Annotated in this window: 18 protein-coding genes; 7 read left to right on the top strand and 11 right to left on the bottom strand. The window is 64.2% G+C overall.

What is annotated here, in order from left to right; translation table 11 throughout:
* The first annotated feature begins 90 nt into the window (after nucleotides 1-90).
* From VIM95_RS04810 to VIM95_RS04800, 3 genes are read left to right on the top strand one after another with little or no spacing between them, the layout of a single operon-like run.
* Complete coding sequence (locus tag VIM95_RS04810; RefSeq protein ID WP_331983564.1) at nucleotides 91-1,476, top strand: glycosyltransferase family 4 protein; 1,386 nt, start codon at nucleotides 91-93, stop codon at nucleotides 1,474-1,476.
* 7 nt (nucleotides 1,477-1,483) lie between these two features.
* The gene (locus VIM95_RS04805) at nucleotides 1,484-2,878 is read left to right on the top strand and encodes a glycoside hydrolase family 99-like domain-containing protein (protein WP_331983562.1); all 1,395 of its coding nucleotides are present in this window, start codon (nucleotides 1,484-1,486) and stop codon (nucleotides 2,876-2,878) included.
* 7 nt (nucleotides 2,879-2,885) lie between these two features.
* A complete protein-coding gene (locus VIM95_RS04800; protein ID WP_331983559.1) occupies nucleotides 2,886-4,166 on the top strand; it encodes a glycoside hydrolase family 99-like domain-containing protein in 1,281 nt (426 codons plus the stop codon).
* Here the strand turns inward: VIM95_RS04800 and VIM95_RS04795 are convergent.
* The 10 genes from VIM95_RS04795 to VIM95_RS04750 all read right to left on the bottom strand — a co-directional run bounded on the left by VIM95_RS04795 (nucleotide 4,163) and on the right by VIM95_RS04750 (nucleotide 15,266).
* Complete coding sequence (locus VIM95_RS04795; RefSeq protein ID WP_331983557.1) at nucleotides 4,163-5,203, bottom strand: glycosyltransferase family 2 protein; 1,041 nt, start codon at nucleotides 5,201-5,203, stop codon at nucleotides 4,163-4,165. The two genes, VIM95_RS04800 and VIM95_RS04795, sit on opposite strands and share 4 nt — an antisense overlap.
* Nucleotides 5,196-5,612: a GtrA family protein gene (locus VIM95_RS04790; RefSeq protein ID WP_331983555.1), complete on the bottom strand. Its 417-nt coding sequence runs from the start codon at nucleotides 5,610-5,612 to the stop codon at nucleotides 5,196-5,198. Before VIM95_RS04790 ends, VIM95_RS04795 begins: the two co-directional genes overlap by 8 nt.
* A 5-nt stretch (nucleotides 5,613-5,617) precedes the next feature.
* A complete protein-coding gene (locus tag VIM95_RS04785) occupies nucleotides 5,618-6,976 on the bottom strand; it encodes a hypothetical protein (RefSeq protein WP_331983553.1) in 1,359 nt (452 codons plus the stop codon).
* Between the two features lie 52 nt (nucleotides 6,977-7,028).
* The gene (locus VIM95_RS04780; RefSeq protein WP_331983551.1) at nucleotides 7,029-7,640 is read right to left on the bottom strand and encodes a 2OG-Fe(II) oxygenase; all 612 of its coding nucleotides are present in this window, start codon (nucleotides 7,638-7,640) and stop codon (nucleotides 7,029-7,031) included.
* Nucleotides 7,637-8,257, bottom strand: a complete 621-nt coding sequence (locus VIM95_RS04775; RefSeq protein ID WP_331983549.1) for a glutathione S-transferase — start codon at nucleotides 8,255-8,257, stop codon at nucleotides 7,637-7,639. The genes VIM95_RS04780 and VIM95_RS04775 overlap by 4 nt, the downstream gene beginning before the upstream one ends.
* 20 nt (nucleotides 8,258-8,277) lie before the next feature.
* The gene (metW, locus tag VIM95_RS04770) at nucleotides 8,278-8,886 is read right to left on the bottom strand and encodes a methionine biosynthesis protein MetW (RefSeq protein WP_331983547.1); all 609 of its coding nucleotides are present in this window, start codon (nucleotides 8,884-8,886) and stop codon (nucleotides 8,278-8,280) included.
* Nucleotides 8,883-10,025, bottom strand: a complete 1,143-nt coding sequence (gene metX / locus VIM95_RS04765; RefSeq protein ID WP_331983545.1) for a homoserine O-succinyltransferase MetX — start codon at nucleotides 10,023-10,025, stop codon at nucleotides 8,883-8,885. Before metX ends, metW begins: the two co-directional genes overlap by 4 nt.
* Nucleotides 10,026-10,102: 77 nt before the next feature.
* Nucleotides 10,103-11,302, bottom strand: coding sequence for an O-antigen ligase family protein (locus tag VIM95_RS04760; RefSeq protein ID WP_331983543.1), 1,200 nt, complete (start codon nucleotides 11,300-11,302; stop codon nucleotides 10,103-10,105).
* Nucleotides 11,303-11,324: 22 nt separating this feature from the next.
* A complete protein-coding gene (gene msbA, locus VIM95_RS04755) occupies nucleotides 11,325-13,154 on the bottom strand; it encodes a lipid A export permease/ATP-binding protein MsbA (RefSeq protein ID WP_331983541.1) in 1,830 nt (609 codons plus the stop codon).
* A 75-nt stretch (nucleotides 13,155-13,229) separates the two neighbouring features.
* Nucleotides 13,230-15,266, bottom strand: a complete 2,037-nt coding sequence (locus VIM95_RS04750; RefSeq protein WP_331983539.1) for a methyl-accepting chemotaxis protein — start codon at nucleotides 15,264-15,266, stop codon at nucleotides 13,230-13,232.
* 278 nt (nucleotides 15,267-15,544) lie between these two features.
* Between VIM95_RS04750 and VIM95_RS04745 the strand changes: the two genes are divergently transcribed.
* Nucleotides 15,545-16,006, top strand: a complete 462-nt coding sequence (locus VIM95_RS04745) for a hypothetical protein (RefSeq protein ID WP_331983537.1) — start codon at nucleotides 15,545-15,547, stop codon at nucleotides 16,004-16,006.
* Between the two features lie 494 nt (nucleotides 16,007-16,500).
* On the opposite strand, the gene polA is transcribed toward VIM95_RS04745, so the two are convergent.
* On the bottom strand, nucleotides 16,501-19,269 hold the full coding sequence (gene polA, locus VIM95_RS04740) for a DNA polymerase I (protein ID WP_331983535.1): 2,769 nt from the start codon (nucleotides 19,267-19,269) through the stop codon (nucleotides 16,501-16,503).
* 94 nt (nucleotides 19,270-19,363) lie between these two features.
* On the opposite strand from polA, the gene VIM95_RS04735 reads away from it, so the two are divergent.
* From VIM95_RS04735 to VIM95_RS04725, 3 genes are all read left to right on the top strand, one after another.
* Entirely contained in the window at nucleotides 19,364-20,098 is a 735-nt protein-coding gene (locus tag VIM95_RS04735) for a TIGR00730 family Rossman fold protein (protein WP_331983533.1), read from the top strand.
* A gap of 49 nt (nucleotides 20,099-20,147) precedes the next feature.
* Nucleotides 20,148-20,474: a DUF2782 domain-containing protein gene (locus VIM95_RS04730; protein ID WP_331983531.1), complete on the top strand. Its 327-nt coding sequence runs from the start codon at nucleotides 20,148-20,150 to the stop codon at nucleotides 20,472-20,474.
* Nucleotides 20,475-20,546: 72 nt separating this feature from the next.
* On the top strand, nucleotides 20,547-21,491 hold the full coding sequence (locus VIM95_RS04725) for a homoserine kinase (protein WP_331983529.1): 945 nt from the start codon (nucleotides 20,547-20,549) through the stop codon (nucleotides 21,489-21,491).
* Nucleotides 21,492-21,523 lie beyond the last annotated feature (32 nt).

The raw sequence follows: 21,523 nt of genomic DNA, 5'->3' as shown, positions 1-21,523 counted from the left end.
AAGTTGCCCGCCTCGACCGAACCTGGCCTGCAAGACCCTGCCGCCATCTGGCCGGCCTGGTATGACGGCCGGCCTGTACTGTTGCACGTCATGCATGGCTGGGGTGGCGGCCAGCAGGTATGGGTAGAGGATTTCTGCGAAGCCGATACGCAGCATGTTCATTTGCTGCTGGCACCTGTCGGTGGGCATGCGACCGGGATCTTCAGCGAAATCGCGGTGCGCATGCCTGGGCGAGAGGAACCCCTCTATCGCTGGCACTTCAATGCGCCGATCCGCGCCACGGCCATTCATCACCCTGAATACCGGGCCGCCCTGGCGATGCTTTGCCGCGTGTTCATGGTGGACGGGATCCTGGTATCGTCATTGATCGGGCATGCGCTGGACGTACTGGATACGCCGTTGCCGACGCTGCATGTCTGCCATGAGTACTATCCGTTCTGCCCGGCGTTCTATATCCGCTACCAGGGCATATGCCAGCGTTGCGATGATGCCCGCCTGAAGGATTGCCTAAGCAACAACCCGGCGAGCAGCCTGTTCTCACATGTATCGGGTGCAACCTGGTCCGCGATACGGCAGGCGTATCTGCGGCTTATCGCGGCCAAGCCGATACGGCTGCTGGCGCCGTCCGAATCCGTCGCCCGCTATTATCGGCAATTGCAGCCGGCCATCGCTGAGCATGGCATCACGGTCATTCCGCATGGTATGGACTGGCTGCCTGCAGGCGCGGTGGCGGTGACGCGTCCGGCGGGATCTTTACCGCGTATCGTCATCCTCGGCCGCCTGTACGAGGCCAAGGGAAAGGCCTTGCTGGATGAGCTGCTTCCCAGGATATGCACCGCTGCCGAAGTTGTTCTGCTGGGGTGCGGTTACGGCGGGAGGGAGTACGACGGCCTGCCCAATGTCATCCTGGTGCCGAGCTATGAGCGTACGGCCTTGCCAGCCCTGCTGGCCGAGTATCGTCCTGACCTCGGCCTGCTGCTGAGCGTCGTACCGGAGACGTTCAGCTATACCTTGTCCGAATTGATGCACGCAGGCATACCGGCGCTGGCGCCGCGGTTGGGCAGCTTTGTCGACCGCATCGTCGATGGGGAGAATGGCTTTCTGGCCGAACCGACGGTGGAGGCGATGTCTGCGCGCCTGGAGCAGTTGCTGGCAGAGCGTAGCGCGCTTACCCGTGTGGCCGGGCATTTGCGGGCTTACCGCGGTAGTACTCGCGCTGAGATGGTCGCGGCTTATCTGCCCTTGCTGCCCTCGCGGGCGATGCATGCGGGCTTCCAGCCGGGAAGCCGGTGGTTGCCAACCTTGGCCGAGACCGCGCCGCTTGAAGCACAGATGGGCGAGCTGGATGCCGCGCAATGCAAACAGGCGGCCTTACCGCGGCCAAACCATTTGCGAGGCCGCTTGATAGCCAAGCTGTCGGCCATCCTGATACGAATTGTTTATCGCCTGCAGCGTATGGCTGCTGGCCGGAGTTGATACACCAATGAAATCTGTAGGGCTGCTGGCGTTCTATCTGCCGCAATACCATCCCATCCCCGAGAACGACGAGTGGTGGGGCAAGGGTTTTACCGAGTGGACCAATGTGACGCGGGCCAAGCCCAACTTCGATGGCCACTACCAGCCTCACCTGCCGGCCGACCTGGGCTTTTACGACCTGCGGATGGATGCGGCACGGCAAGCCCAGGCCGAGCTGGCCAAGCAGTACGGCATAGACGGCTTTTGCTACCACTACTACTGGTTTGGCGGCAAGCGCCTCTTGGAGCAGCCGCTGGAGGCGATGCTGGCCGGTGGCGCGCCGGATATCCCGTTCTGTCTGTGCTGGGCCAATGAGAACTGGACCCGTCGCTGGGACGGCGGCGAGAGCGAGATACTCATGGCGCAGCAGCACTCGCCCGAGGACGACGTGGCGATGATGGAGGATGTGGCGCGGTATTTTGCCGACAGCCGCTATATCCGCATCGATGGTCGGCCCATGCTGCTGGTCTACCGGGTGGACATCCTGCCGGACCCGGCCGGGATGGTACGACGCTGGCGTGAGACCTGTGAGCGCCTGGGTTTGGGCAACCCCTACCTATGCGCGGTACAGAGCTTTGGCATCACCGACCCGACAGTCTACGGTTTTGATGCGGCGGTCGAATTTCCGCCGCACGGCCCCTTCCCGCGGGACATGACGACGACCTTGTCTGGCGTAGTGCCGGGATTCGGCGGGCATAATTTCCGGTATGCCGATACGGTCAAGGCGTCGAGTTGGTCGGCCGAGGTGCCGGCTTACCCACGTTTCGGCGCGGTCATGCCAAGCTGGGACAATACCGCGCGCCGTCGTACCAATGGCCGCTGCTATCTGGACAGCCACCCCTTGATCTATCGTGCCTGGCTGGCCGGCGCGATCGAGCAGGCCCGCAACAATCCCCGCTTGCCGCAGCCGTTTGTATTCATCAATGCCTGGAATGAATGGGCCGAAGGTTGCCATCTGGAGCCTGACCAGCAGTATGGCCATGCCTGGCTGGAGGCTACCCGGGCTGCACGCCAAGGCACGGCCCCTCAGTCTCTGATGACGGCGTTGTTGGAGGGGTGGCGGCCCAAGCATGGCAGTGTTGCTGTGGAAGCGTCCTGGCAGGTGGTAGAGGCGACCAGGCAGGCCAGCTTGGCGGAGCCACCGCTGGAGGCGGAGACCGAGCAGAAGGTCGAGTCGGCCCCCCTTGCCGCGCCACGTCGTTCGGTGCGGGAATGCCTCTATGAGACGCACGCGACCCTCAACACCAACCTGGCAACGCGCCCACAGTGGCGGCCATGGCAACGCCGCGTGGCCGTCTGGTTGCTCGAGATCATCATGCGCGTGGTATACCGCCTGCACCGCCTGACCGCCGGCCGGAGTTGATACACCGATGAAATCTGTAGGGCTGCTGGCGTTCTATCTGCCGCAATACCATCCCATCCCCGAGAACGATGAATGGTGGGGCAAGGGCTTTACCGAGTGGACCAATGTGGCGCGGGCCAAGCCCAACTTCGACGGTCACTACCAGCCTCACCTGCCCGCCGACCTGGGCTTTTACGACCTGCGTCTGGATGCGGCGCGGCAGGCCCAGGCCGAGCTGGCCAAGCAGTACGGCATAGACGGCTTTTGCTACCACTATTACTGGTTTGGCGGAAAGCGCCTCTTGGAGCAGCCGCTGGAGGCGATGCTGGCCGGTGGCGCGCCGGATATCCCGTTCTGTCTGTGCTGGGCCAATGAGAACTGGACCCGTCGCTGGAATGGTGCCGAGCATGATGTGCTGATTGCCCAGCAGCACTCGCCCGAGGACGACGTCGCGATGATGGAGGATGTGGCACGCTATTTTGCCGACAGCCGCTATATCCGCATCGATGGTCGACCCATGCTGCTGGTCTACCGGGTGGACATCCTGCCGGATCCGGCCGGGATGGTACGACGCTGGCGTGAGACCTGTGAGCGCCTGGGTTTGGGCAACCCCTATCTGTGCGCGGTACAGAGTTTTGGCCTGGAGGACCCGACCGGTTACGGATTTGATGCCGCCGTGGAGTTTCCGCCACACGGCATCATGACCCACGACGTGGCGGGGAGTGTAAGCGCCCTGCAGCCCGCGCATCGAGGCCGGATCATCCGTTACGGCGATGCGGCTCGCTTTGCCCTGGAGCGCGCTGAAGCCCAGTACCCGCGCTTTCGTTGTGCTATGCCAAGCTGGGACAATACCGCCCGCAAGCAATGGACCGGCACCTGCTATTACGGCAGCCACCCTTTGTCATACCGGGCCTGGCTGGCCAAGCTGATCGAGGAGGCCAAGGCCAACCCGCGCCTGCCTCAGCCGCTGGTATTCATCAACGCCTGGAACGAATGGGGCGAGGGCTGCCATCTGGAACCCGACCAACAGTATGGCCATGCCTGGCTGGAGGCCACCGCAGCGGCACGAACCGGCGGGGTACCGACAGCGGTACAGCTTGAGGGGATCCTGGCTGCCAATGTCGAGGCCTTCCCGGACGTGCCAGCCGATATCGCCTGGACCGAGCTGACCCTGGCGCCAACCGCGGTCTGGGGGCGGCCCACCTGGAAGCAGCGTACCGCATTGGCCCTGCGCCAATGGGTGAGCCGCCGCCCGGCGGTGAAGCGGCTGTTCCGACCGATGGCGCGTCTCTTGGGGATTGTCGACTAACCCGCTTGGGTGGATGCGACGCTGGCCGGGCTATCGAGACGGTCAGGCCAGGCGCGCCGTTTGCGGCCGGCGAGCAGTACCCACAGTGGCTTGCTGGGCGCGTTGGCCATGTCCAGGCTGAAGAAGGACAGGACCAACTGGATACCAACCAGGCCTGGCAGCGCAGCCAGCATGATGGAGCCAGCTGTTGCTGGGATGCCGGTGGCGATACTGCGGTGCCATTCATAGGCACCAAATAGCAGGGCAAAGGCCAGCAAGGGCAGTGCGGTCAGCAGGAAGACCGATGCCAGGCTGAAGCCTCGCAGGAAGTAGCTATAGAAGATGCGCTTGACGGTACGGACCAGGTGCTTGCCGGCAAAATCAAACAAAGCCTGGCCGATATGCAGATTGCTGACCTCATCGCCGTAACGAGCCGGCATGGGGATGTCCAGTACGATGGCATTCACGATGCCGAGGCGGAATAACAGGTCGGTCTCGAAGAAGTAGCGCTTTTCCACTCTTTCCAGATGCACCCAGGGCAGCACGCTGGCGTGGATGGCAGTGTAGCCGTTGGTGGGGTCCATGACATGCCAGTGACCGGTGGACAGCTTGCTCAGGAAGGATAGACCAGCGTTGCCGATCAGGCGCGCCAGCGGCATGCTGGCCAGCGTTACCGGGTCGAAGAAGCGATTGCCCTTGGTGTAGTCCGCATCGCCGGAAAGGATGGGTTCGACCAGGGCAGGGATATAGGCCGGGTCCATCTGGCCGTCGCCATCCACCTTGACCAGTACTTCGTAGCCCCGCTCTGCAGCAAGTCGATAACCCGCCATGACCGCGCCACCTACGCCTTGATTCTCGGGAAGGCGGAGCACTGTCACGCTCGGGTGACCCGCTGGGAAGTGCGGCTGCAGCAAGGCGCCGGACTGTTGTGGGCAGGCATCGTCTACGACGAAGACGTGGTCGACTTTGTCGATCAGTTCCTTGACCACCTCGACGATGTGGTTCGTGACTTTATAAGCGGGGACGATGGCGCAAACGCGGCGCGGTACTTTAGTCATATTTGGATAGATGTGGGCGATGAATAGATTTGAACACGATATATCTACCCAGCAGGAAATTGCTGAGCGTTACCACACCCATGGTCAGCAGTTTGGCGGGCAAGGGCGGCAGGGCCAACTGGGTGAGCAGTTGCATGGTCAGTGTACCGAGCCCAAGGTTGAACCCGAATGCAGTCAGATAGCGTAGCGCAATGGGCCAGGTAGGCAGGCCCTCGACCTGGAAGGTGTAGCGATGGTGCAGGTACAGACCCAGCATAAAGCCCAGCAGCATGCCGAGCGCGTTGCCGGCGATCACCGGCATGCCCAGCTGGACCAGCAGCATAAAGCAGCCGGTGTCGATCGCCGCCACCAAGCCGCCGGCCAGCAGAAAGCGACGCAACTGGGCAAGGAAACCGGTTTTGGTCGGCATAGGCATCATGGCTGCTGCCGATGAGTGAGCAGGACTCTCGCCGTGACCAGGGAGGTGACGACGATCAGCGTATAGCCATAGCGGAAGTCGCAGGCGATACCGATCAGGGCATAGCTGCCAAGGTAGGCCAGGGAACAGAGTGAAAGGGTCAGCAGAACCCAGCTGTGGCGCCGGTAGAGCACGACCGCCGTGATGAGCAGGACCAGCGCATAGAAACCATGCATGAACAAGGGCGACGCCACCGCGTAGTCCAGGAAATGGCTGATCTGGATGATCAGCGGGCCCGGCCCTGCAACTAACCCCAGCTTGGGGAGCAGGTCCCCATTGACCCCGTAGGCGTACACCGGGCCGTAGGTCCCGTAGTGCAGGGGTACGCATTGGCCGACATCGCCCCAGCCCAGCAAGATGCGGAAGGTATCGAGGCGATGCAGCAGGTAGGCCTTGGGGTAGGTGCTGACGGTTTGCCACCAATAGGTCCGGATGCTGTTCAGAGGCAGATGAAAGTAGCCGGGACTGTCGTTCCCTATGGTATCGACCCGGTAGGGGCTGTAGCGCGGTACCACCGTAGACAGCTCGGCGATCACCGGCCCTGGCAGGCCTGGATCCAGCTTGCCGCCGTGGGCGGCGATGCCGACTAGATCGTAGCGCATCAAGACCTGCAGGCCGGTCTGATTGGCTGAGGGCTCCTCGGTTTGCGCTGCCGTATGGGTGAGTCTTTGCATGAGCTGGTTGGCCTCATAGGGCAGGGCCACAAACATTGCCGCCAGCAGCAGGCTCAGTGCGGTAGATCGACGGGCCGACAGGGCCAGCCAGATCGCCAGCGGGATGGCAAAGAGTATGCCTTGCTGCCGGGCGCCAATGATGACGGCCAGCAGGAGCAAGGTAAGGCTGATGCCCAGCGGCCCAACAGGCTGCTCTCGGCGATGGAGATGATCTACCAGGAAGTAGGCCAGGACGATGGCGTGGGCAAGCAGTACGTCTTTCCAGACGATACCTGTGTAGAGCAGGATCACCGGATTGAGCAGGATGATGGCGGAGAGCAGCCAGCGCCACCAGGATAGGCGCTGTGCATGGGCCAGGGCCAGCCCGCTTGCTGCCAGCAGCATGGTGGAAGACAGCAGCACAAAGCCGACCGGGCCGCTGCCGAGCCGATCGAACAGGCCGAGCAGCAGGGACATCAAGGGCGGGTTGAAGGAGATGACCTTCAACATCCGGCCTTCATACAACTGGATGATGGAATCGAAGCTAAGTTGTCCCGGCAGGCCTATCCACAACACGGCTGCCATCTGGATCAGCAGGATCAGCCCGATAGCCCATACGCCGACAGGCGCTGTACGCAGACGTGGCGATAGAACGGGATACATCGATTCCTCTTGTCATGGTCCAGTTCGGATAGTGTTGGTCAGGGCCGGAGGGTCAGCGACGCATCCAGCCCGTGAGTGACCAGCGTGGCTGTTGGGCTGGCAGCACTTCGTGCCAGAAGCGCTCGGACAGAAACAGTACCAGTCGCCCGCCTTGCGGTGAAATGTCGACATAGTGCGCTGGCTGGTCCGGATTGGTCCAGATGCGCAGTTCGCCGCCGTTGCCGACCACCCAGTCCTGATTGAGATAGAGCACCACCGAGACGGTTCGGGCGTCGTCATCGCGGAAGCGGTCGATATGGCGCTTGTAGAAGCTGCCGACCGGGTAATGGGCGTAGTGGAATTCGCCTTCCCGTATACCCAGGAACAGTTCGCGGTTTAGCGCTTCCTGCAATTGGGTGATGGCTTCCCAATATGGCAGCTCGGCCGGGCTGGGGGCACCGGCGTCTAGCCAGCGTACGCTGTCACCACGTACCGTATCGCGTACCGCGTGGCCTTCAGAGCGGCCGACGCCGGCGCGATGGAACTGGCCGGCACCGAGCCGGCTGGCGGCCTCATCGCGTAACGCATCGATGGCGGCCGGTGAGAGGAAGTCGTCCAATACCACCCAGCCCTGTTCGGCGATGGCGTCGATCAGGGCGGGAATACGTGTTGCCAGTGATGTCATGTCTTGAAGTTGCGAGTCCAGATGGCTGCGAGTTGCGGCACATCGGCAGTGGGTTGCAGTCCGGCCATCAGGCGCGGGCAGTGCTGGTCCAGCCAGTCCTTGCCCGGCCGCCAGTGGCGCATGGTGTAGAGCAGCAGGGCGAGTGCGCCGGTAGGGGCAAGTGGCAGGCGCTCATTGGCAAACTGCTGTTCCAGCGTGCGCCAATAGTCCTCCAGCCGGGAGCGGGCATAGGCCTTGAGGGTGGCTTGTTCGGCCTCGCCGGTGGTCCAGCGCTCGGGAAAGTCGCCAATGCCGATGGCGGCATAGTTGTTCACGGCCACGTAGACCAGCCAGCGCAGTGTGCTGGCGCGCAGCGAGGGGTTATCGGGCAGGAGCGCGGCGGCGGGATACTGCTCGGCCAGCCAGAGCAGGATGGCCACGCTCTCGGTCAGCACCGTCCCGTCGGGCAGCTGCAGGGTAGGGACCTGGGCCAGCGGGTTGAGCCGCCGCAGTTCGTCCAGGCCAGGGCTGCGCTCCCAGGGGGTGGCCTCGACCAGTTCGTAGTTAACGCCGCACAGCGTCAGTGCGGCTTCGATGGCGGCGGAGCCGCAGCCCTTGCTGGCAAATAGTCGATACATGGCAGGGACCTCCTTGCTGCTCAGACGCCTGCGGTTTCGTGCTTCTCGAAGCGGACCAGGGCCAGGCTGCCCAGCAGATTGGGCATAAAGGTGATACGGCGGCCCTGGTGCATGACGATCTGGCTGGTGATACGTGCACCATGCTGCGCCAGCAGGGCCTCGAAGTCACGTAGCGTGCAGAGATGGATATTGGGGGTGTTGTACCACTGGTAGGGTATGGTCTCGGACACCGGCATGCCGCCCAGCGCCAGCTGCCAGCGGTTTTCCCAGTAACCGAAGTTGGGGAAGGTGACGATGCCGGTGCGGCCGACCCGCAACATCTCGTCGATGATGGCCTCGACCCGCTTCATGGACTGGATGGTCAGCGATAGCACCACGTAGTCGAAGCTATGGGCGTCGAAGCCGGCGAGGCCGGACTCCAGGTCGCGCTGGATGACGTTGACGCCGCGCGCGACGCAGCCGATTACGCCATCCATATCGATCTCTACGCCATAGCCGCTGACCTGCTTCTGGTCGCGTAGATGGGCCAGCAGTTCGCCATCGCCGCAGCCCAGGTCTAGCACCCGGGTCTCGGGGGCGATCCAGCCCGCGATGCGGGCCAGGTCGGGACGCAAGCTCACGGCATTCATGCGCCCACCTCGTCGGCGACGCGCTTCAGGTAGGCGTCCATCAGCCGCATATAGGGTTCATCCGTCATCAGGAAGGCATCGTGGCCGTGGACCGATTCGATCTCGGCGTAGGTGACCGGCTTCTTGGCATCCAGGAGACCTTTGACCGTCTCCTTGGAGCGTTCCGGCGAGAAGCGCCAATCGCTGGTGAAGCTGACGACCAGATATTGGGCCGGCGAGGCGGCCAGTGCTGCCGGCAGGCTGCCGCCGAAGTGGCGGGCCGGATCGAAGTAGTCCAGTGCCTTGGTCATCAGAAGATAGGTGTTGGCATCGAATACATCGGCGAAGCGGTCACCCTGATAGCGCAGATAGCTTTCGATCTCGAATTCGGTGCCGTAGCCGAACTGGTAGCCCTCGGCCTTGAGATTGCGACCGAATTTGCCGCCCAGGCCTTCATCCGAGAGGTAGGTAATGTGGCCCAGCATGCGCGCCAGCTTGAGGCCGCGCTTGGGCGAGACGCCGTGCTGGTAGTAGTCGCCGCCGTGGAAGTCCGGGTCGGCCAGGATGGCGGTGCGGGCCACGTCGTTGAAGGCGATGTTCTGGGCCGTGAGCTTAGGCGCCGAGGCGATGGTCAGGCAGTGCCGCACCCGCTGCGGGAAGGTGACTGTCCAGCGCAGGGCCTGCATGCCGCCGAGGCTGCCGCCGATGACGGCGGCCCAGCGCTCGATACCCAGCCGGTCGGCCAGGCGGGCCTGGGCGTGCACCCAGTCGTTGACCACCACCACCGGGAAGCGCGAGCCCCAGGGCTGGCCGGTGGCGGGGTCGATGCTGGAGGGGCCGGTGGAGCCATGGCAGCCGCCCAGGTTGTTGACCCCGACCACAAAGAAGCGGTTGGTATCGATGGGCTTCCCGGGGCCGACCATGGTGTCCCACCAGCCGGGGTATTTGTCTTCCTCGGTATAGCGGCCGGCCACGTGGTGGTTACCGCTCAGTGCGTGGCAGATCAAGATGGCATTGGAGCGCTCGGCATTGAGCGTGCCATAGGTCTCGTACATCAGCTGGTAGTGCGGAATGACGGCGCCGCCCTGCAGTTGCAGCGGTTCGTCGAATTCGGCGCATTGGGCATGTACCAGGCCGACAGAGTGCGGATCGTGGCTCATTGCGGATACGGAGGTTGGTTAGCAGGGCAGTGTAGCGAAGTGGCGCTATGTCGACCAGAACTTGGCATGCGACCGCTTCAGTCCTGTTCGGGCTGGCCGGACCAGGCCAGCAGTAGGACTACGGACACGGCATACCAGGTGAGCAGGAAGCGGTGCACGAACATGGTGTCGCTCAAGCCCAGCAGGGCGATGCCCAGGACCAGTAGCTGGCCGGCGCGTGCCGCCGCCTGCTGCTGTACGCCACCGAGGCTGGCGCGTTGGCGAAAGGCCCGCCAGGGCAGGTAGAGAGCGGCCAGCAGGCCGAGCAAGCCTAGCAAGCCACCGGTGGCCAGGGCGTTCAGCAGGTCGTTATGCGCATGGCCATGCTGCAGCAAGGTCTGCGGGCCATCGCCACGCTGGGCCATGGCTGCCAGCCAGGGCGCAAAGCCGTCCAGGCCCAGGCCCAGGAGCGGGTGCGCCAGCCAAGCTTCCCAGGCTGCGCGCCACATGACGAAGCGCAGGCCGATCGAGCTGTCGGCGTTGCCTTGGCCGTAGAGCTGCAGGTCTTGCTGGGCGGCCTGCCAGCGGGCGGCCAGCTCAGGTATGGTCAAGGTGGCCAGCAGGACTAGTGCAGCCAGGGTAAGGACCAGCAAGCGGCGGCGGTAGGAGTGCCCGGAAAAGCGCCACACCCCGAGCGCGATCGCGACCAGCCAGACACCGCGTGAACCGGACAACACGATGGTCGTGAGGCCGCTGGCAATGCCGATAGCCAGCCCCAGCCGGCTGGCGCCCTGGCGCCCCAAGATGGGCCAGGCACCGAGCAAGGGGGCCAGCATCAGCAGGGCCAGCGCACCGTAGGTGTTGGGGAAGTGATGGCCGACAGCGCGCGGCATATGCAGTATGGCGACCTGCCAGGTCGCGTAGCCGGCCGACATCAGGAGGCCGACGACCAGTGCCCACCAGGCGACGGCGCTGCGTAGCCGGTTGCTGCGGGCCAGGGGGAAGAACAAGAGTGCCAGCAAGGGGCAGAGGTAGGGCACCATTTGCCGGCTGCTGGCGCCTGCGTGGAGCAGCGAGGCGAGACCGGCCAGTGCCAACAGGCCCAGTCCAGCCAGGGCGTTGCGCTCGATGGTGCTGAGGGAGGGCTTTGGCCGCTGGGTGAGCAGGCCATAGAGACCCAGCACCGAGAGCAGAAGCAGGGGCTGGTCCGCGGCTGTAAAGGAGAGGGGTAGCAGGGCTGGGTAGGCGAACAGCAGCAGGCTGTAGAGCCCGCTGCGCCAGTTGATCGATAGTGTCATGGTGCCAAGGGCGCTGGCGGGATCAACCCGCTTCGCTCCGTTGTTGCCGGTAGAGGTTGGCATAGATGCCGTCGCGCGCCAGGAGTTCAGCGTGGCTGCCCATTTCGGCGATGCGGCCGGCCTGCATGGCCACGATACGGTCGGCGTGCTCGATGGTGCTGAGGCGGTGGGCGATGACCAAGGTGGTGCGGCCCTGCATCAAGACCTCCAGTGCCGCTTGCACCTGCCGTTCCGACTCGGTGTCGAGCGCGCTGGTGGCTTCATCCAGGATCAGGAGCGGGGCGTCCTTGTACAGTGCACGGGCGATGGCCAGGCGTTGGCGCTGGCCGCCGGAGAGCCGGGCACCGTTCTCGCCGACCTGGGTCAGGTAGCCCTCGGGCAAGGCTTCGATAAAGCCATGTGCGTAAGCCGCCTCGGCGGCCGCGCGCACCTTGGCAGGATCGGGCTGCGGGTCACCGTAGGCGATATTGGCTTGTACCGTGTCGTTGAACAGCACCACGTCCTGGCTGACCAGGGCGATCTGGCGGCGCAATTCCTCGAGCCGGTATTCACGCAGGTCCACGCCGTCCAGCAGGATGCGCCCCTCGGTCAGCTCGTAGAAGCGCGGCAAGAGGCCGGCCAGCGTGCTCTTGCCACTGCCTGAGCTGCCCACCAGGGCCACGGTCTCGCCCGGAGCGATGGTCAGGCTGACCTTGTCCAGCGCCGGCTTGCTGTCGCGATCAGCTTGGTCGTAGCGGAAACCAACGGACTCGAAGCTGAGTTGGCCCTGGGCGCGCGTCAGGCTGCGCTGCCCCTGGTCCGGTTCGGCGGCTTCGTCCATCAGGCCGAACACCGACTCGGCGGCAGCCAGGCCGCGTTGCAATGGTTCGTTGATCTTGGTGAGGTTCTTGATCGGCGCCTGCATGGTCATGAGCGCGCCCATAAAGGTGACGAACGCACCGGCCGACAGCGCGCCAGACTGGGCGCGGGTCAGCGCGAAGTAGATCACCGCCGCCAGGGTCAGGCCGACCAGCAGCAGGGTGATGCCGGAATTGAGCGCCGAGGTAGCGGACTGCTTGACCGCCAGGTGGCGGTTGAGCTTGGCCACGGTATTGAAGCGCTGTTTCTCATAGCTTTGGCCACCGAAGATCTTGACCACTTTCTGGCCGCCTATGCTTTCGTCCAGTACACGGCTCAGCTCGCCCATGGCCAGTTGGCCGCTGTGGCTGAGCTTGCGCATGCGCCGGCCGGCGAAGGTGACGATGATGGCAACCAGCGGCAGGAGGCCCAGGCAGAAGATGGCCAGCTGCCAATCGATCAGGAACAGGGTGACGAGGTAGCCCAGGGTCTGCACGCTGTCGCGCACCAGTACGTTGAAGACGTTGAGACCGGCCTGAGAGACCTGGCTGGCGTCGTAGGCGACGCGAGACAGTATGACGCCAGTGGCGCTGTGATCGAAGTAACGGTTGGGCAGTTGCAGGATGCGCTCGAACATCTTTTCGCGCAGGTCGGTCTGCACCCGGCTGCTGAGCCAGGCGGCGCCGTATTCACCGGCGAAGGTGGCCATCATGCGCACGCTGGCGAGGCAGAAGATGATGACCGGGATGGCCCACAGTGCCGATTCATGTGGATTGAGTGGCCGTATCCACTGCAGCATGTCTTTGACCGAACTCAGTAGGCCGCTGGAGAGGCCCTTGCCGGCCGTGGCGGCGCCGGGCGGCTGCATGGCGTCGATCACCGTCTGCAGCTGCGCCACCAGGACCACGTCGTTGACCGCGCCGATGGCGACGGCAAGCAGGGTCAGGACCAGGGCACCGGTGTAGGGGCGGAAGTGGCTGAGCAGGCGGAGGTAGAGTTGTCGGTTCGACTGCACGATTAACCCGTGTAAGCGGCGGAAGGCGGCATTGTACCCGCCTTCACCGCTACACCCTGTGCATGCTTCGCCATCCTATGCAGATAGGGAACTGAGCTGTCCGTCGAGTTCCACGGCAACGCCGGCCAGGCGGTTGGCGGTCTCGTCCTCGTCGGCGCAGGCGTGGGCATTGCGCTCGGCCATATTGGCGATGCGTTCCACCGTTTGTGCTACCGCATGGCTGGCAGTGGTCTGTTCGCGGGTAGCGTCGGCGATGTCGGCGACGATGTCGACCACCTTGCCGGTCTGGCTGGCGATGGCGGCCAAAGTGTCGCCGGCGGCTTCGACTGTCTTCACGCCGTGCTGGGTCATCTGGTTGACCACCTGCATGCGCTCTGCGGCGTTGAGTGTTTCGGCCTGGATGGAGGCGACCATCTGGGTGATTTCGCCGGTGGAGAGGCTGGTACGCTCAGCGAGCTTGCGGACCTCGTCGGCAACAACGGCGAAACCCCGGCCCTGCTCGCCGGCCCGGGCGGCCTCAATGGCGGCATTGAGCGCAAGCAGATTGGTCTGTTCGGCGATGTCCTTGATGGTGCTGACAATGCCGGTGATCTCCTTGGAATGCTCACCTAGTGCGACCACGGCCTGGGCGCTGGCGTCCACTGCGGCCGACACCTCGCTCATTTCCTGCACGCTGGCGGCAATGCGGCCCCGTCCGTCGCTGGCGGCGCGGCGTACCGACTCGGCCAACTCCTGGGCCGATTGGGTGTGGGCGGCAACCTCGGCGATACTTTGCGATAGCTGTTCCACCGCTGCCGCCATCTCGGCCGCCGACTGGCTTTGGTCCAGGCTGGCGTTGGCAATATCGCTGGTCTGGGTCTTGAGCAGGCTGGCCGATTCGCTGACCCGGTGCGAGGCGTCGGTGACGCCCTGCACCAGCTCGGAGAGCTTGCCAGCCATGCCGTTGATCTCCAGGGCGAGGCCGTCCATCTCGTTGCGTGAATGGCGGTCACCCTCGGGCACCCGGGTGCTGAAGCGGCCTTGGCCAATGGCGGCGAGGCCCGCCTGTACCGAGCGCAGCGGCTTGAGCTGGGAGGAGATGGTGATGTAGAGCAGGGCGACGGTGGCGAGACCGGAGACCATACTGAGGACGATAAGCTTGTTGCGCAGGTCCAGCGCACCCTGGATGAACTCATCGAGGTAGCTGCCGGCGCCGATATGCCACTTCCAGTTCGGGTTGTAGGCATAGACCACGAAGCGCTCGGCCATACCGCCGTCGCGGCTGGCCTGGTAGTGGTAGTTGCCGCTCTTGTTGCGCATCAGCTCGCGGGCGACCTCCTGCATGGCGGGGTCGGCCAGCTCCTTGATGGTCTTGCCGAGGTCCTGCTTGGCCACCATGAGGCGACCGAGTGCATCGCCCTCCTCTTCGGCCATGGCGAATACCGAGCCGGTATGGCCGATGCGCACGTCGGCCAGGATCTGGTTGACCGCCTCGATGTCGCCGCTCAGCGGTACCCGTACCGAGTAGTAGCCCAGAAGCTGGCCGCTGTCGTCCTTGATGGGCTCGGCCCGGCTGACGCTGTATTTGCCGTTGCGTACCACGATGTCGAGGTAGGGCTTGCCTGCCAGGATGGCGGCAGCGACCGGGTCGTCGTCCTTGACCACGGTCCCCAGCATGGGCTTGTCGTCTTTCTTGAGCAGGGTGGCGGTACGCACGAACTTGCCGTCCACTCGCTGCACTACGGCGCCTTCCAGGCCGCCGCTGGCCTTTTTGAAGGCTTCCAGGGGGCCAAGCTGGCCGGTCATGACCTGCTTGTCGGTCCGCAGTACCGGTACCGTGACGCCACCGACCTGGGCCGTCTCGCCGCTGGCGTAGAGGCGGCCGCCTATGGCCTCGCTGAAGATGCTGATCTCGCGCTCGCCCCGGCGCTTGGCTGCACCGTAGGCCACATCCAGCAGGCCGTTGAGCACGTTGATGGTGTTGCCCAGGTTCTGCTTGGCGTCGGCGACTGCAACGGCGCGGGTCTGGGTGGCTACGTAGACCGTGATGGCGCTGAAGATGATGGTGCAGACCAGTGCGCAGACGATCAGGACCTGCAGCGAGATGCGCGCGTTGCGGAAGGCTTTTAGCATGATCCACCCCTTGATATGCCGGACCTAGGGCAGCTTGGTCAGCCCTAGCTCCTTTCACTATAGGAAAGCTCGGGCGTCGTGGCGCTGCGGCGTGAGTTTGCGCGGCGGGATGTGTCCAAATGTAAAACTTTTTTATAGCGGGCTGCTTCAGACATACGCGCTTGCCTGCCTTTCCGGTTTTGTCTATATGCTTATGACATATTACGAACAGGTGTCGGCGACACGTCCATGTCCCCGTACATCAGGATGAGGAAGCAGCAATGCGTAGTCAGTCGCTCATGCATTTACCCATCGTGGGCAAACGTATCCACAGCTTTGTCACTGCCGACCCGGCCAGGCTCTATCCCTTGCTGGCCGCCCCCGGTTCGTCTGCCGCCAAGCCCTGGTATGGCGAGGAACGTCTTATAGCTTGGGAGGACGATATCCTGGTGCTGGAGAATGAGGGCTTCCGCCGCTATGTCTTTGGCCTGGCTTGCGTATTACAGACCCCGGGCTGCGGATTGCAGGTCCTCGACCCGGAACACGCTGCCTTTGGCCTTGCTGGCCTGGACGTGCGCCTGCCCTGCAAGGGCCAGCGCAGCCCTCTGGTTGAACGCATCTACGTCATGCCGGAACGCCGCCGCCAGGGCATCGCCAGCGCCCTTATCCTGCGCGCCCGTCGCGACTTCCCCAACCTCGCCCTCGACGGCAAGCTCACCCCAGAAGGCGCCGCCCTGTTCGGCTACGCGCTTAAGCACTGAGGGGGAAGTTGCTCAGCCAGCGCAGCATGGCGGAGTGCGGCTCACCGCCCAGTAAAACCGGGCGCTAACGGGCATCTGAAGAAAGACCCGCCCTACGGGAGCACGGACTAAGGTCATCGAGGCCACTGACGAACGTCAGCGAGGCTCCCTCGCCAGAGGCGAGGGCGGGGAGTGGGATAGATAGACGCGAAAGCGTGTCGGACCATCGGTTGTCAGTTCAGGCCCAGCTTTGCTGGGCTTAGCCACACGGTTGCAGGGCGAACAAATTGTGGAGCCTCATCGTGACGAGCGTCAGTGAGGTTCTCGGCGGGCGGGGGGGTAGGGGTTAAATCGGGATTGAGCCCCTCTTTCCGCCCGCACAAATGACAAGCGCCCGGGGGAGCGAAGTCGTTGCCACCTTTAGGTGGCTTACCATTTCGGCCTACTCCTCGCGGGTGCTCCCGGGCGCCTGCGCAGACCTCAACGGCCAAGCAAGACACTGAGCCCTGCCGGGCTCAATGCGCGGCCTCCCAGCTCGCCCCCACCCCCACCTCGGCCAGTAGCGGCACCTTGAGGTCGGCCACGCCGGCCATCAGTGCTGGCAGGCGCTCGCGTACCAGGGCCAGTTCGGCCTCGGGCACTTCCAGGATCAGTTCATCGTGCACCTGCATGATGAGCTTGCTGGCGAGCTTGTCCTGTTCCAGCCAGTTCTGCACCGCGATCATGGCCAGTTTGACCAAGTCGGCGGCGGTACCCTGCATGGGGGCGTTGATGGCTGCCCGCTCGGCACCCTGGCGGCGGCCCTGGTTGGAGGAGCGGATCTCGGGCAGCCACAGGCGGCGACCGAACCAGGTCTCGACATAGCCTTGCTCGCGGGCGGCCTCGCGGGTGTTCTGCATATAGGCGGCGACGCCTGGGTAGCGGGCGAAGTAGCGGTCGATGTAGTTCTGCGCCGCGGCGCGTTCGATGTCGAGCTGCGCTGCGAGGCCGAAGGCGCTCATACCATAGATCAGGCCGAAGTTGATGGCCTTGGCGTAGCGGCGCTGGTCGCTGGTGACCTCTTCCGGCTGGGCGCCGAACACTTCGGCAGCGGTGGCACGGTGGATGTCGATGCCGGCCTCGAAGGCCTTGAGCATGCCTTCGTCACCCGAGAGGTGGGCCATGATGCGCAGCTCGATCTGCGAATAGTCGGCGCTGACGATATGGCTGCCCTTGGGGGCGATAAAGGCTTCGCGGATGCGGCGGCCCTCGGCGGTGCGGACCGGGATGTTCTGCAGATTGGGGTCGTTGCTGGCCAGGCGGCCAGTGACGGCGGTGGCCTGGGCATAGTTGGTATGGACCCGGCCGGTACGCGGATTGACCATCAGCGGCAGCTTGTCGGTATAGGTGGACTTGAGCTTGGACAGGCTGCGGTGCTGCAGCAGCTTGGCCGGCAGCGGGTAGTCGCGGGCCAGGTCGGTCAGTACGTCTTCATCGGTGGAGGGCGCACCCTTGGGGGTCTTCTTGAGCACCGGCAGCTTGAGCTTGTCGAACAGGATCTCGCCGATCTGCTTGGGCGAACCGAGGTTGAAGGGCTGGCCGGCCAGCTCGAAGGCCTCCTGCTCCAGCTGCAGTATGGCCTGGCCAAGCTCATGGCTTTGCTTGTTGAGCAGGGCGGCGTCGAGCAGTACGCCGTGCCGCTCCATCTTGAACAGTACCTCACGGCTGGGCATCTCGATCTGCCTGTAGACATAGTCCAGCCGCGGTTCCGCGGCCAGGCGCGGGGCGAAGGCTTCATGGAGGCGCAGGGTGATGTCGGCATCCTCGGCCGAGTAACGGGTGGCGATATCGACCGCGACCTCGCCAAAGCCGATCTGCTTGGCGCCCTTGCCGGCGACCTCTTCGTAGGCAATGGCCTTGAGTCCCAGGTGCTTGGCGGCAAGCTCATCCATGCCGTGCCGCTCGGTGCTGTCGAGTACATAGGACTGCAGGAGGGTATCTTCAGCGACGCCGGCCAGGGCGATGCCGTGGTTGGCGAAGACGTGCTGGTCGTACTTGAGGTTCTGGCCCAGTTTCTTGCGGCTGGCGTCCTCCAGCCAGGGCTTGAGGATGGCGAGTGCAGTCTCCAGCGGGATCTGGTCGGGTGCGTCGGCGTAGCGGTGGGCCAGCGGCAGGTAGGCGGCCTGATCGGGCGCGACGGCAAAGCTGATGCCGACAATGCGGGCCGAGAGGGGCTCGAGGCTGTCGGTCTCGGTGTCGAGCGCGACCAGGTTGGCGGCTTCCAGGCGCTTGAGCCAGGCTGCCAGTTCGGCCTCGGTCAGGATGCAGTCGTACTGGCGCGGCAGCTCGGCCAGTTCGGTCGGTTCTCCGGGCTCGCTGACGGCGTAGCTGCGCAGGGCGGCCTTGTTCCCTTCGGCGGCCAGCTTGTCGCCGACCGAGGCGTCGCCCTTGAGCTCGGCCAGCCAGCCCTTGAAGCCGTAGGTCTCGTAGAGGCTGGCCAGGGCGGACTTGTCGGCTTCGCGCGGGGTGAGGCTGCTCATGCCTTGCGGCATCTCCTTGCTGAGGTCGACGTCGCACTTGATGGTGACCAGGGTGCGGCCCATGGGCAGCCAGTCCAGGGTGTCACGCAGGTTCTGGCCGACCACGCCGCCGATTTCGCCGGCGCGCGCCATGATGGTATCGAGGTCGCCGTACTCGGCCAGCCATTTGACAGCGGTCTTGGGACCGCACTTGGGCACGCCGGGTACGTTGTCGACGGTGTCGCCGATCAGGGTCAGGTAGTCGACGATGCGCTCGGGCGGTACGCCGAATTTGCTAATCACGCCCTCCCGATCCAGTGTCTCCTCGCTCATGGTGTTGACCAGGCGCACGCCGCCGCCGACCAGCTGGGCCATATCCTTGTCACCGGTGGAGACCACGACCTGCATCCCGGCGGCGTCGGCCTGGCGGGCCAGGGTGCCGATCACGTCGTCGGCCTCGACGCCTTCGACCATCAGGATGGGCAGGCCCATGGCGGCGATGGCGGCGTGGATGGGTTCGATCTGGGCGCGCAGATCGTCCGGCATGGGTGGGCGCTGGGCCTTGTAATCCGAATAAAGGTCATCGCGGAAGGTCTTGCCCTTGGCGTCGAAGACGCAGCCGATATAATCGGCTGGCACATCCTTCATCAGCCGCTTGAGCATGGCCAGGATGCCGCGTAGCGCGCCGGTGGGTGCGCCAGCCGGGCTGCGCAGATCGGGTAGGGCGTGGAACGCTCTATACAGATAGGAGGAGCCGTCGATCAGCAAGAGCGTTTTGGTGGACATGTGTGATAACCCTGGTCAGGCTGCAGGAGTAGGCTGGCGGGAACCGCTGGGGGCCGGACAGCTCCTACAAAATACATAAGATAGAGAAGAAACCATGAGTGCCAAGAGCAAACTACCGAGCGATTCCGACCCGGCTGCAATGGCCGCCACCCATGCCTACCGCTCGCGCGAGGCGTGGCGCGTTTTCGAGATTATGTCCGAATTCGTCGAGGCGACCGAGCGCCTGCAGGCGATCCAACCTGCGGTGTCCATCTTCGGCTCGGCCCGCACGCCCCGTGACCATCCCTATTTCAAGCTGACCGAGGAGATCGCCCGGCTCTTGAGCGATGCGGGTTTCAGTGTGATCTCGGGCGGTGGCCCGGGCATCATGGAGGCGGCCAACAAGGGTGCCTTCCATGGCAAGTCTCCCTCGGTGGGGCTCAATATCCAGCTGCCGCACGAGCAAAATGGCAACCCCTATCAGGACGTGAGCCAGACCTTCCGGCATTTCTTTGCCCGCAAGGTGATGTTCGTCAAGAACGCGACGGCCTATGTGGTGATGCCGGGTGGATTCGGCACACTGGATGAGCTCTCGGAAGCGCTGACCTTGATCCAGACCGGCAAGACCCGCAAGATGCCCATCATCCTGGTCGGCAGTGCCTTCTGGGGCGGGATGCTGGACTGGTTCCGTAATGCCTTGCTGGCTGAGGGCATGATCAATGCCGTGGACATGGACCTGATGCAGGTGATCGACGAGCCGCGTGCGGTGGTCGATGCCATCTTTTCCTTCTACGAGACGCGCGGTTTTGGCCTGAGCCCGGCCGAGCGCGAGATGCAGCTCAGCCTGTGACCTGAACCCTGCCCGCCGGCTGCCGGCGGGCCTGCCCGGAGATAGCACCATGCGTACCCTGCTGTTGGCCCTCGTGATGGCGGCGGCCTTCCCCTTGCACGCCGCTGAGCCCCCCAAGCCGGTGGTGCCGCCGCCCCCACCGCTGCCGGCTGCGGCGGCGGATGATCCCTCGGAGGAGCCCGAGGTGACCATCATCCAGCGTGACGATGCCACCGTGACCGAATACCGGGTGGGCGGCCGGCTCTATCTGGTGAAGGTCAAGCCCAAGGTCGGGCCGGAGTACTTCCTGAGCGATGACGATGGCACCGGTAAGCTGGTCCGTAAGGACGGCCAGCAGGTGATCCGCCCGCCGATGTGGGTGATCAAGCGTTTTTAAGCAGGTAGGGCGGCCTGGCCGCCCTGTCCCCGGCGTGCCGACTGGGCGCGCCTTTCTGGCCGATAGCGTCCCATGTCCGTCTTCACTACCGTCACTCCCGCGCAATTGCGCGAATGGCTTAAGCACTATTCCTTGGGCGAGCTGGCCGAGCTCAAGGGGATTGCCGCCGGCATTACCAATACCAACTACGCGGTGACCACCAGCCAGGGGCGCTATGTGTTGACCCTGTTCGAGACCCTGCAGGCCAGCGAGCTGCCTTTCTACGTCAACCTGATGGCCCATCTGGCGCACCATGGCATTGCCTGCGCGGCGCCGATCGCCAATCTGCGCGACGAGTACATCGATAGCCTGAACGGCAAGCCCACCGTGCTGGTGAGCTGGCTGGAGGGGCAGCCGGTGGAGCGCCCCAGCACGGGCCAGTGCCGGGCGCTGGGCGCCATGCTGGCGCAGATGCACCGGGCCGGCGAGACCTATGCCGGGCGGATGGAGAACCCCCGTGGCCCGGCCTGGTGGAACGCCGCGGCACAGGATCTGTACGGTTACCTCAGTGCAGCCGAGCGCAGCCAGTTGCAGGCCGAGGTGGCGTTGCAGTCGCGGCATCGCTTTGCCCATCTGCCCAGCGGGGTGATCCACGCCGATCTGTTCCGTGACAATGTGCTGATGCATGGTGAACGCATAGGCGGCTTTATCGATTTCTACTACGCCTGCAACGACATCCTGATCTACGACCTGGCGATCACGCTGAACGACTGGTGCAGCTTGCCAGATGGCGGGATGGACGATGCCCTGGCTACCGCGCTGTGTGCCGGCTACCAGTCGGTACGTCCGCTTTCGGCGGATGAGCGTGAGGCATGGCCCTTGATGCTGCGTGCGGCGGCCTTGCGCTTCTGGGTATCGAGATTGTGGGATTGGCACAAGCCGCAGGCTGGCGAGCTGACCTTCCGCAAGGATCCGGGCGCGTTCCAGCGGGTGTTGGCCGCGCACGCGGCCCGTGGAGATGGGCCGCACTGGTTGTAGCAGCCGGTCACGGGCAGCGGAAAGACCGGTAT

Origin of the sequence: Chitinimonas sp., from assembly GCF_036568685.1 — a bacterium.
In the GTDB taxonomy this organism is placed as follows: domain Bacteria; phylum Pseudomonadota; class Gammaproteobacteria; order Burkholderiales; family Chitinimonadaceae; genus Chitinimonas.
This window is presented reverse-complemented; position numbering and strand designations above follow the sequence as displayed.

Excerpts from the sequence above, each read along its gene's own strand:
- metX (WP_331983545.1), bottom strand. The coding sequence starts at position 10,025 with ATGAGCCACGATCCGCACTCTGTCGGCCTGGTACATGCCCAATGCGCC.
- VIM95_RS04780 (WP_331983551.1), bottom strand. The coding sequence starts at position 7,640 with ATGACATCACTGGCAACACGTATTCCCGCCCTGATCGACGCCATCGCC.
- metW (WP_331983547.1), bottom strand. The coding sequence starts at position 8,886 with ATGAATGCCGTGAGCTTGCGTCCCGACCTGGCCCGCATCGCGGGCTGG.
- VIM95_RS04760 (WP_331983543.1), bottom strand. The coding sequence starts at position 11,302 with ATGACACTATCGATCAACTGGCGCAGCGGGCTCTACAGCCTGCTGCTG.
- VIM95_RS04805 (WP_331983562.1), top strand. The coding sequence starts at position 1,484 with ATGAAATCTGTAGGGCTGCTGGCGTTCTATCTGCCGCAATACCATCCC.
- VIM95_RS04735 (WP_331983533.1), top strand. The coding sequence starts at position 19,364 with ATGAGTGCCAAGAGCAAACTACCGAGCGATTCCGACCCGGCTGCAATG.
- VIM95_RS04750 (WP_331983539.1), bottom strand. The coding sequence starts at position 15,266 with ATGCTAAAAGCCTTCCGCAACGCGCGCATCTCGCTGCAGGTCCTGATC.
- VIM95_RS04795 (WP_331983557.1), bottom strand. The coding sequence starts at position 5,203 with ATGACTAAAGTACCGCGCCGCGTTTGCGCCATCGTCCCCGCTTATAAA.
- VIM95_RS04745 (WP_331983537.1), top strand. The coding sequence starts at position 15,545 with ATGCATTTACCCATCGTGGGCAAACGTATCCACAGCTTTGTCACTGCC.
- VIM95_RS04730 (WP_331983531.1), top strand. The coding sequence starts at position 20,148 with ATGCGTACCCTGCTGTTGGCCCTCGTGATGGCGGCGGCCTTCCCCTTG.
- VIM95_RS04790 (WP_331983555.1), bottom strand. The coding sequence starts at position 5,612 with ATGCCGACCAAAACCGGTTTCCTTGCCCAGTTGCGTCGCTTTCTGCTG.
- VIM95_RS04775 (WP_331983549.1), bottom strand. The coding sequence starts at position 8,257 with ATGTATCGACTATTTGCCAGCAAGGGCTGCGGCTCCGCCGCCATCGAA.
- VIM95_RS04725 (WP_331983529.1), top strand. The coding sequence starts at position 20,547 with ATGTCCGTCTTCACTACCGTCACTCCCGCGCAATTGCGCGAATGGCTT.
- VIM95_RS04800 (WP_331983559.1), top strand. The coding sequence starts at position 2,886 with ATGAAATCTGTAGGGCTGCTGGCGTTCTATCTGCCGCAATACCATCCC.
- polA (WP_331983535.1), bottom strand. The coding sequence starts at position 19,269 with ATGTCCACCAAAACGCTCTTGCTGATCGACGGCTCCTCCTATCTGTAT.
- VIM95_RS04810 (WP_331983564.1), top strand. The coding sequence starts at position 91 with ATGCATGGCTGGGGTGGCGGCCAGCAGGTATGGGTAGAGGATTTCTGC.
- VIM95_RS04785 (WP_331983553.1), bottom strand. The coding sequence starts at position 6,976 with ATGTATCCCGTTCTATCGCCACGTCTGCGTACAGCGCCTGTCGGCGTA.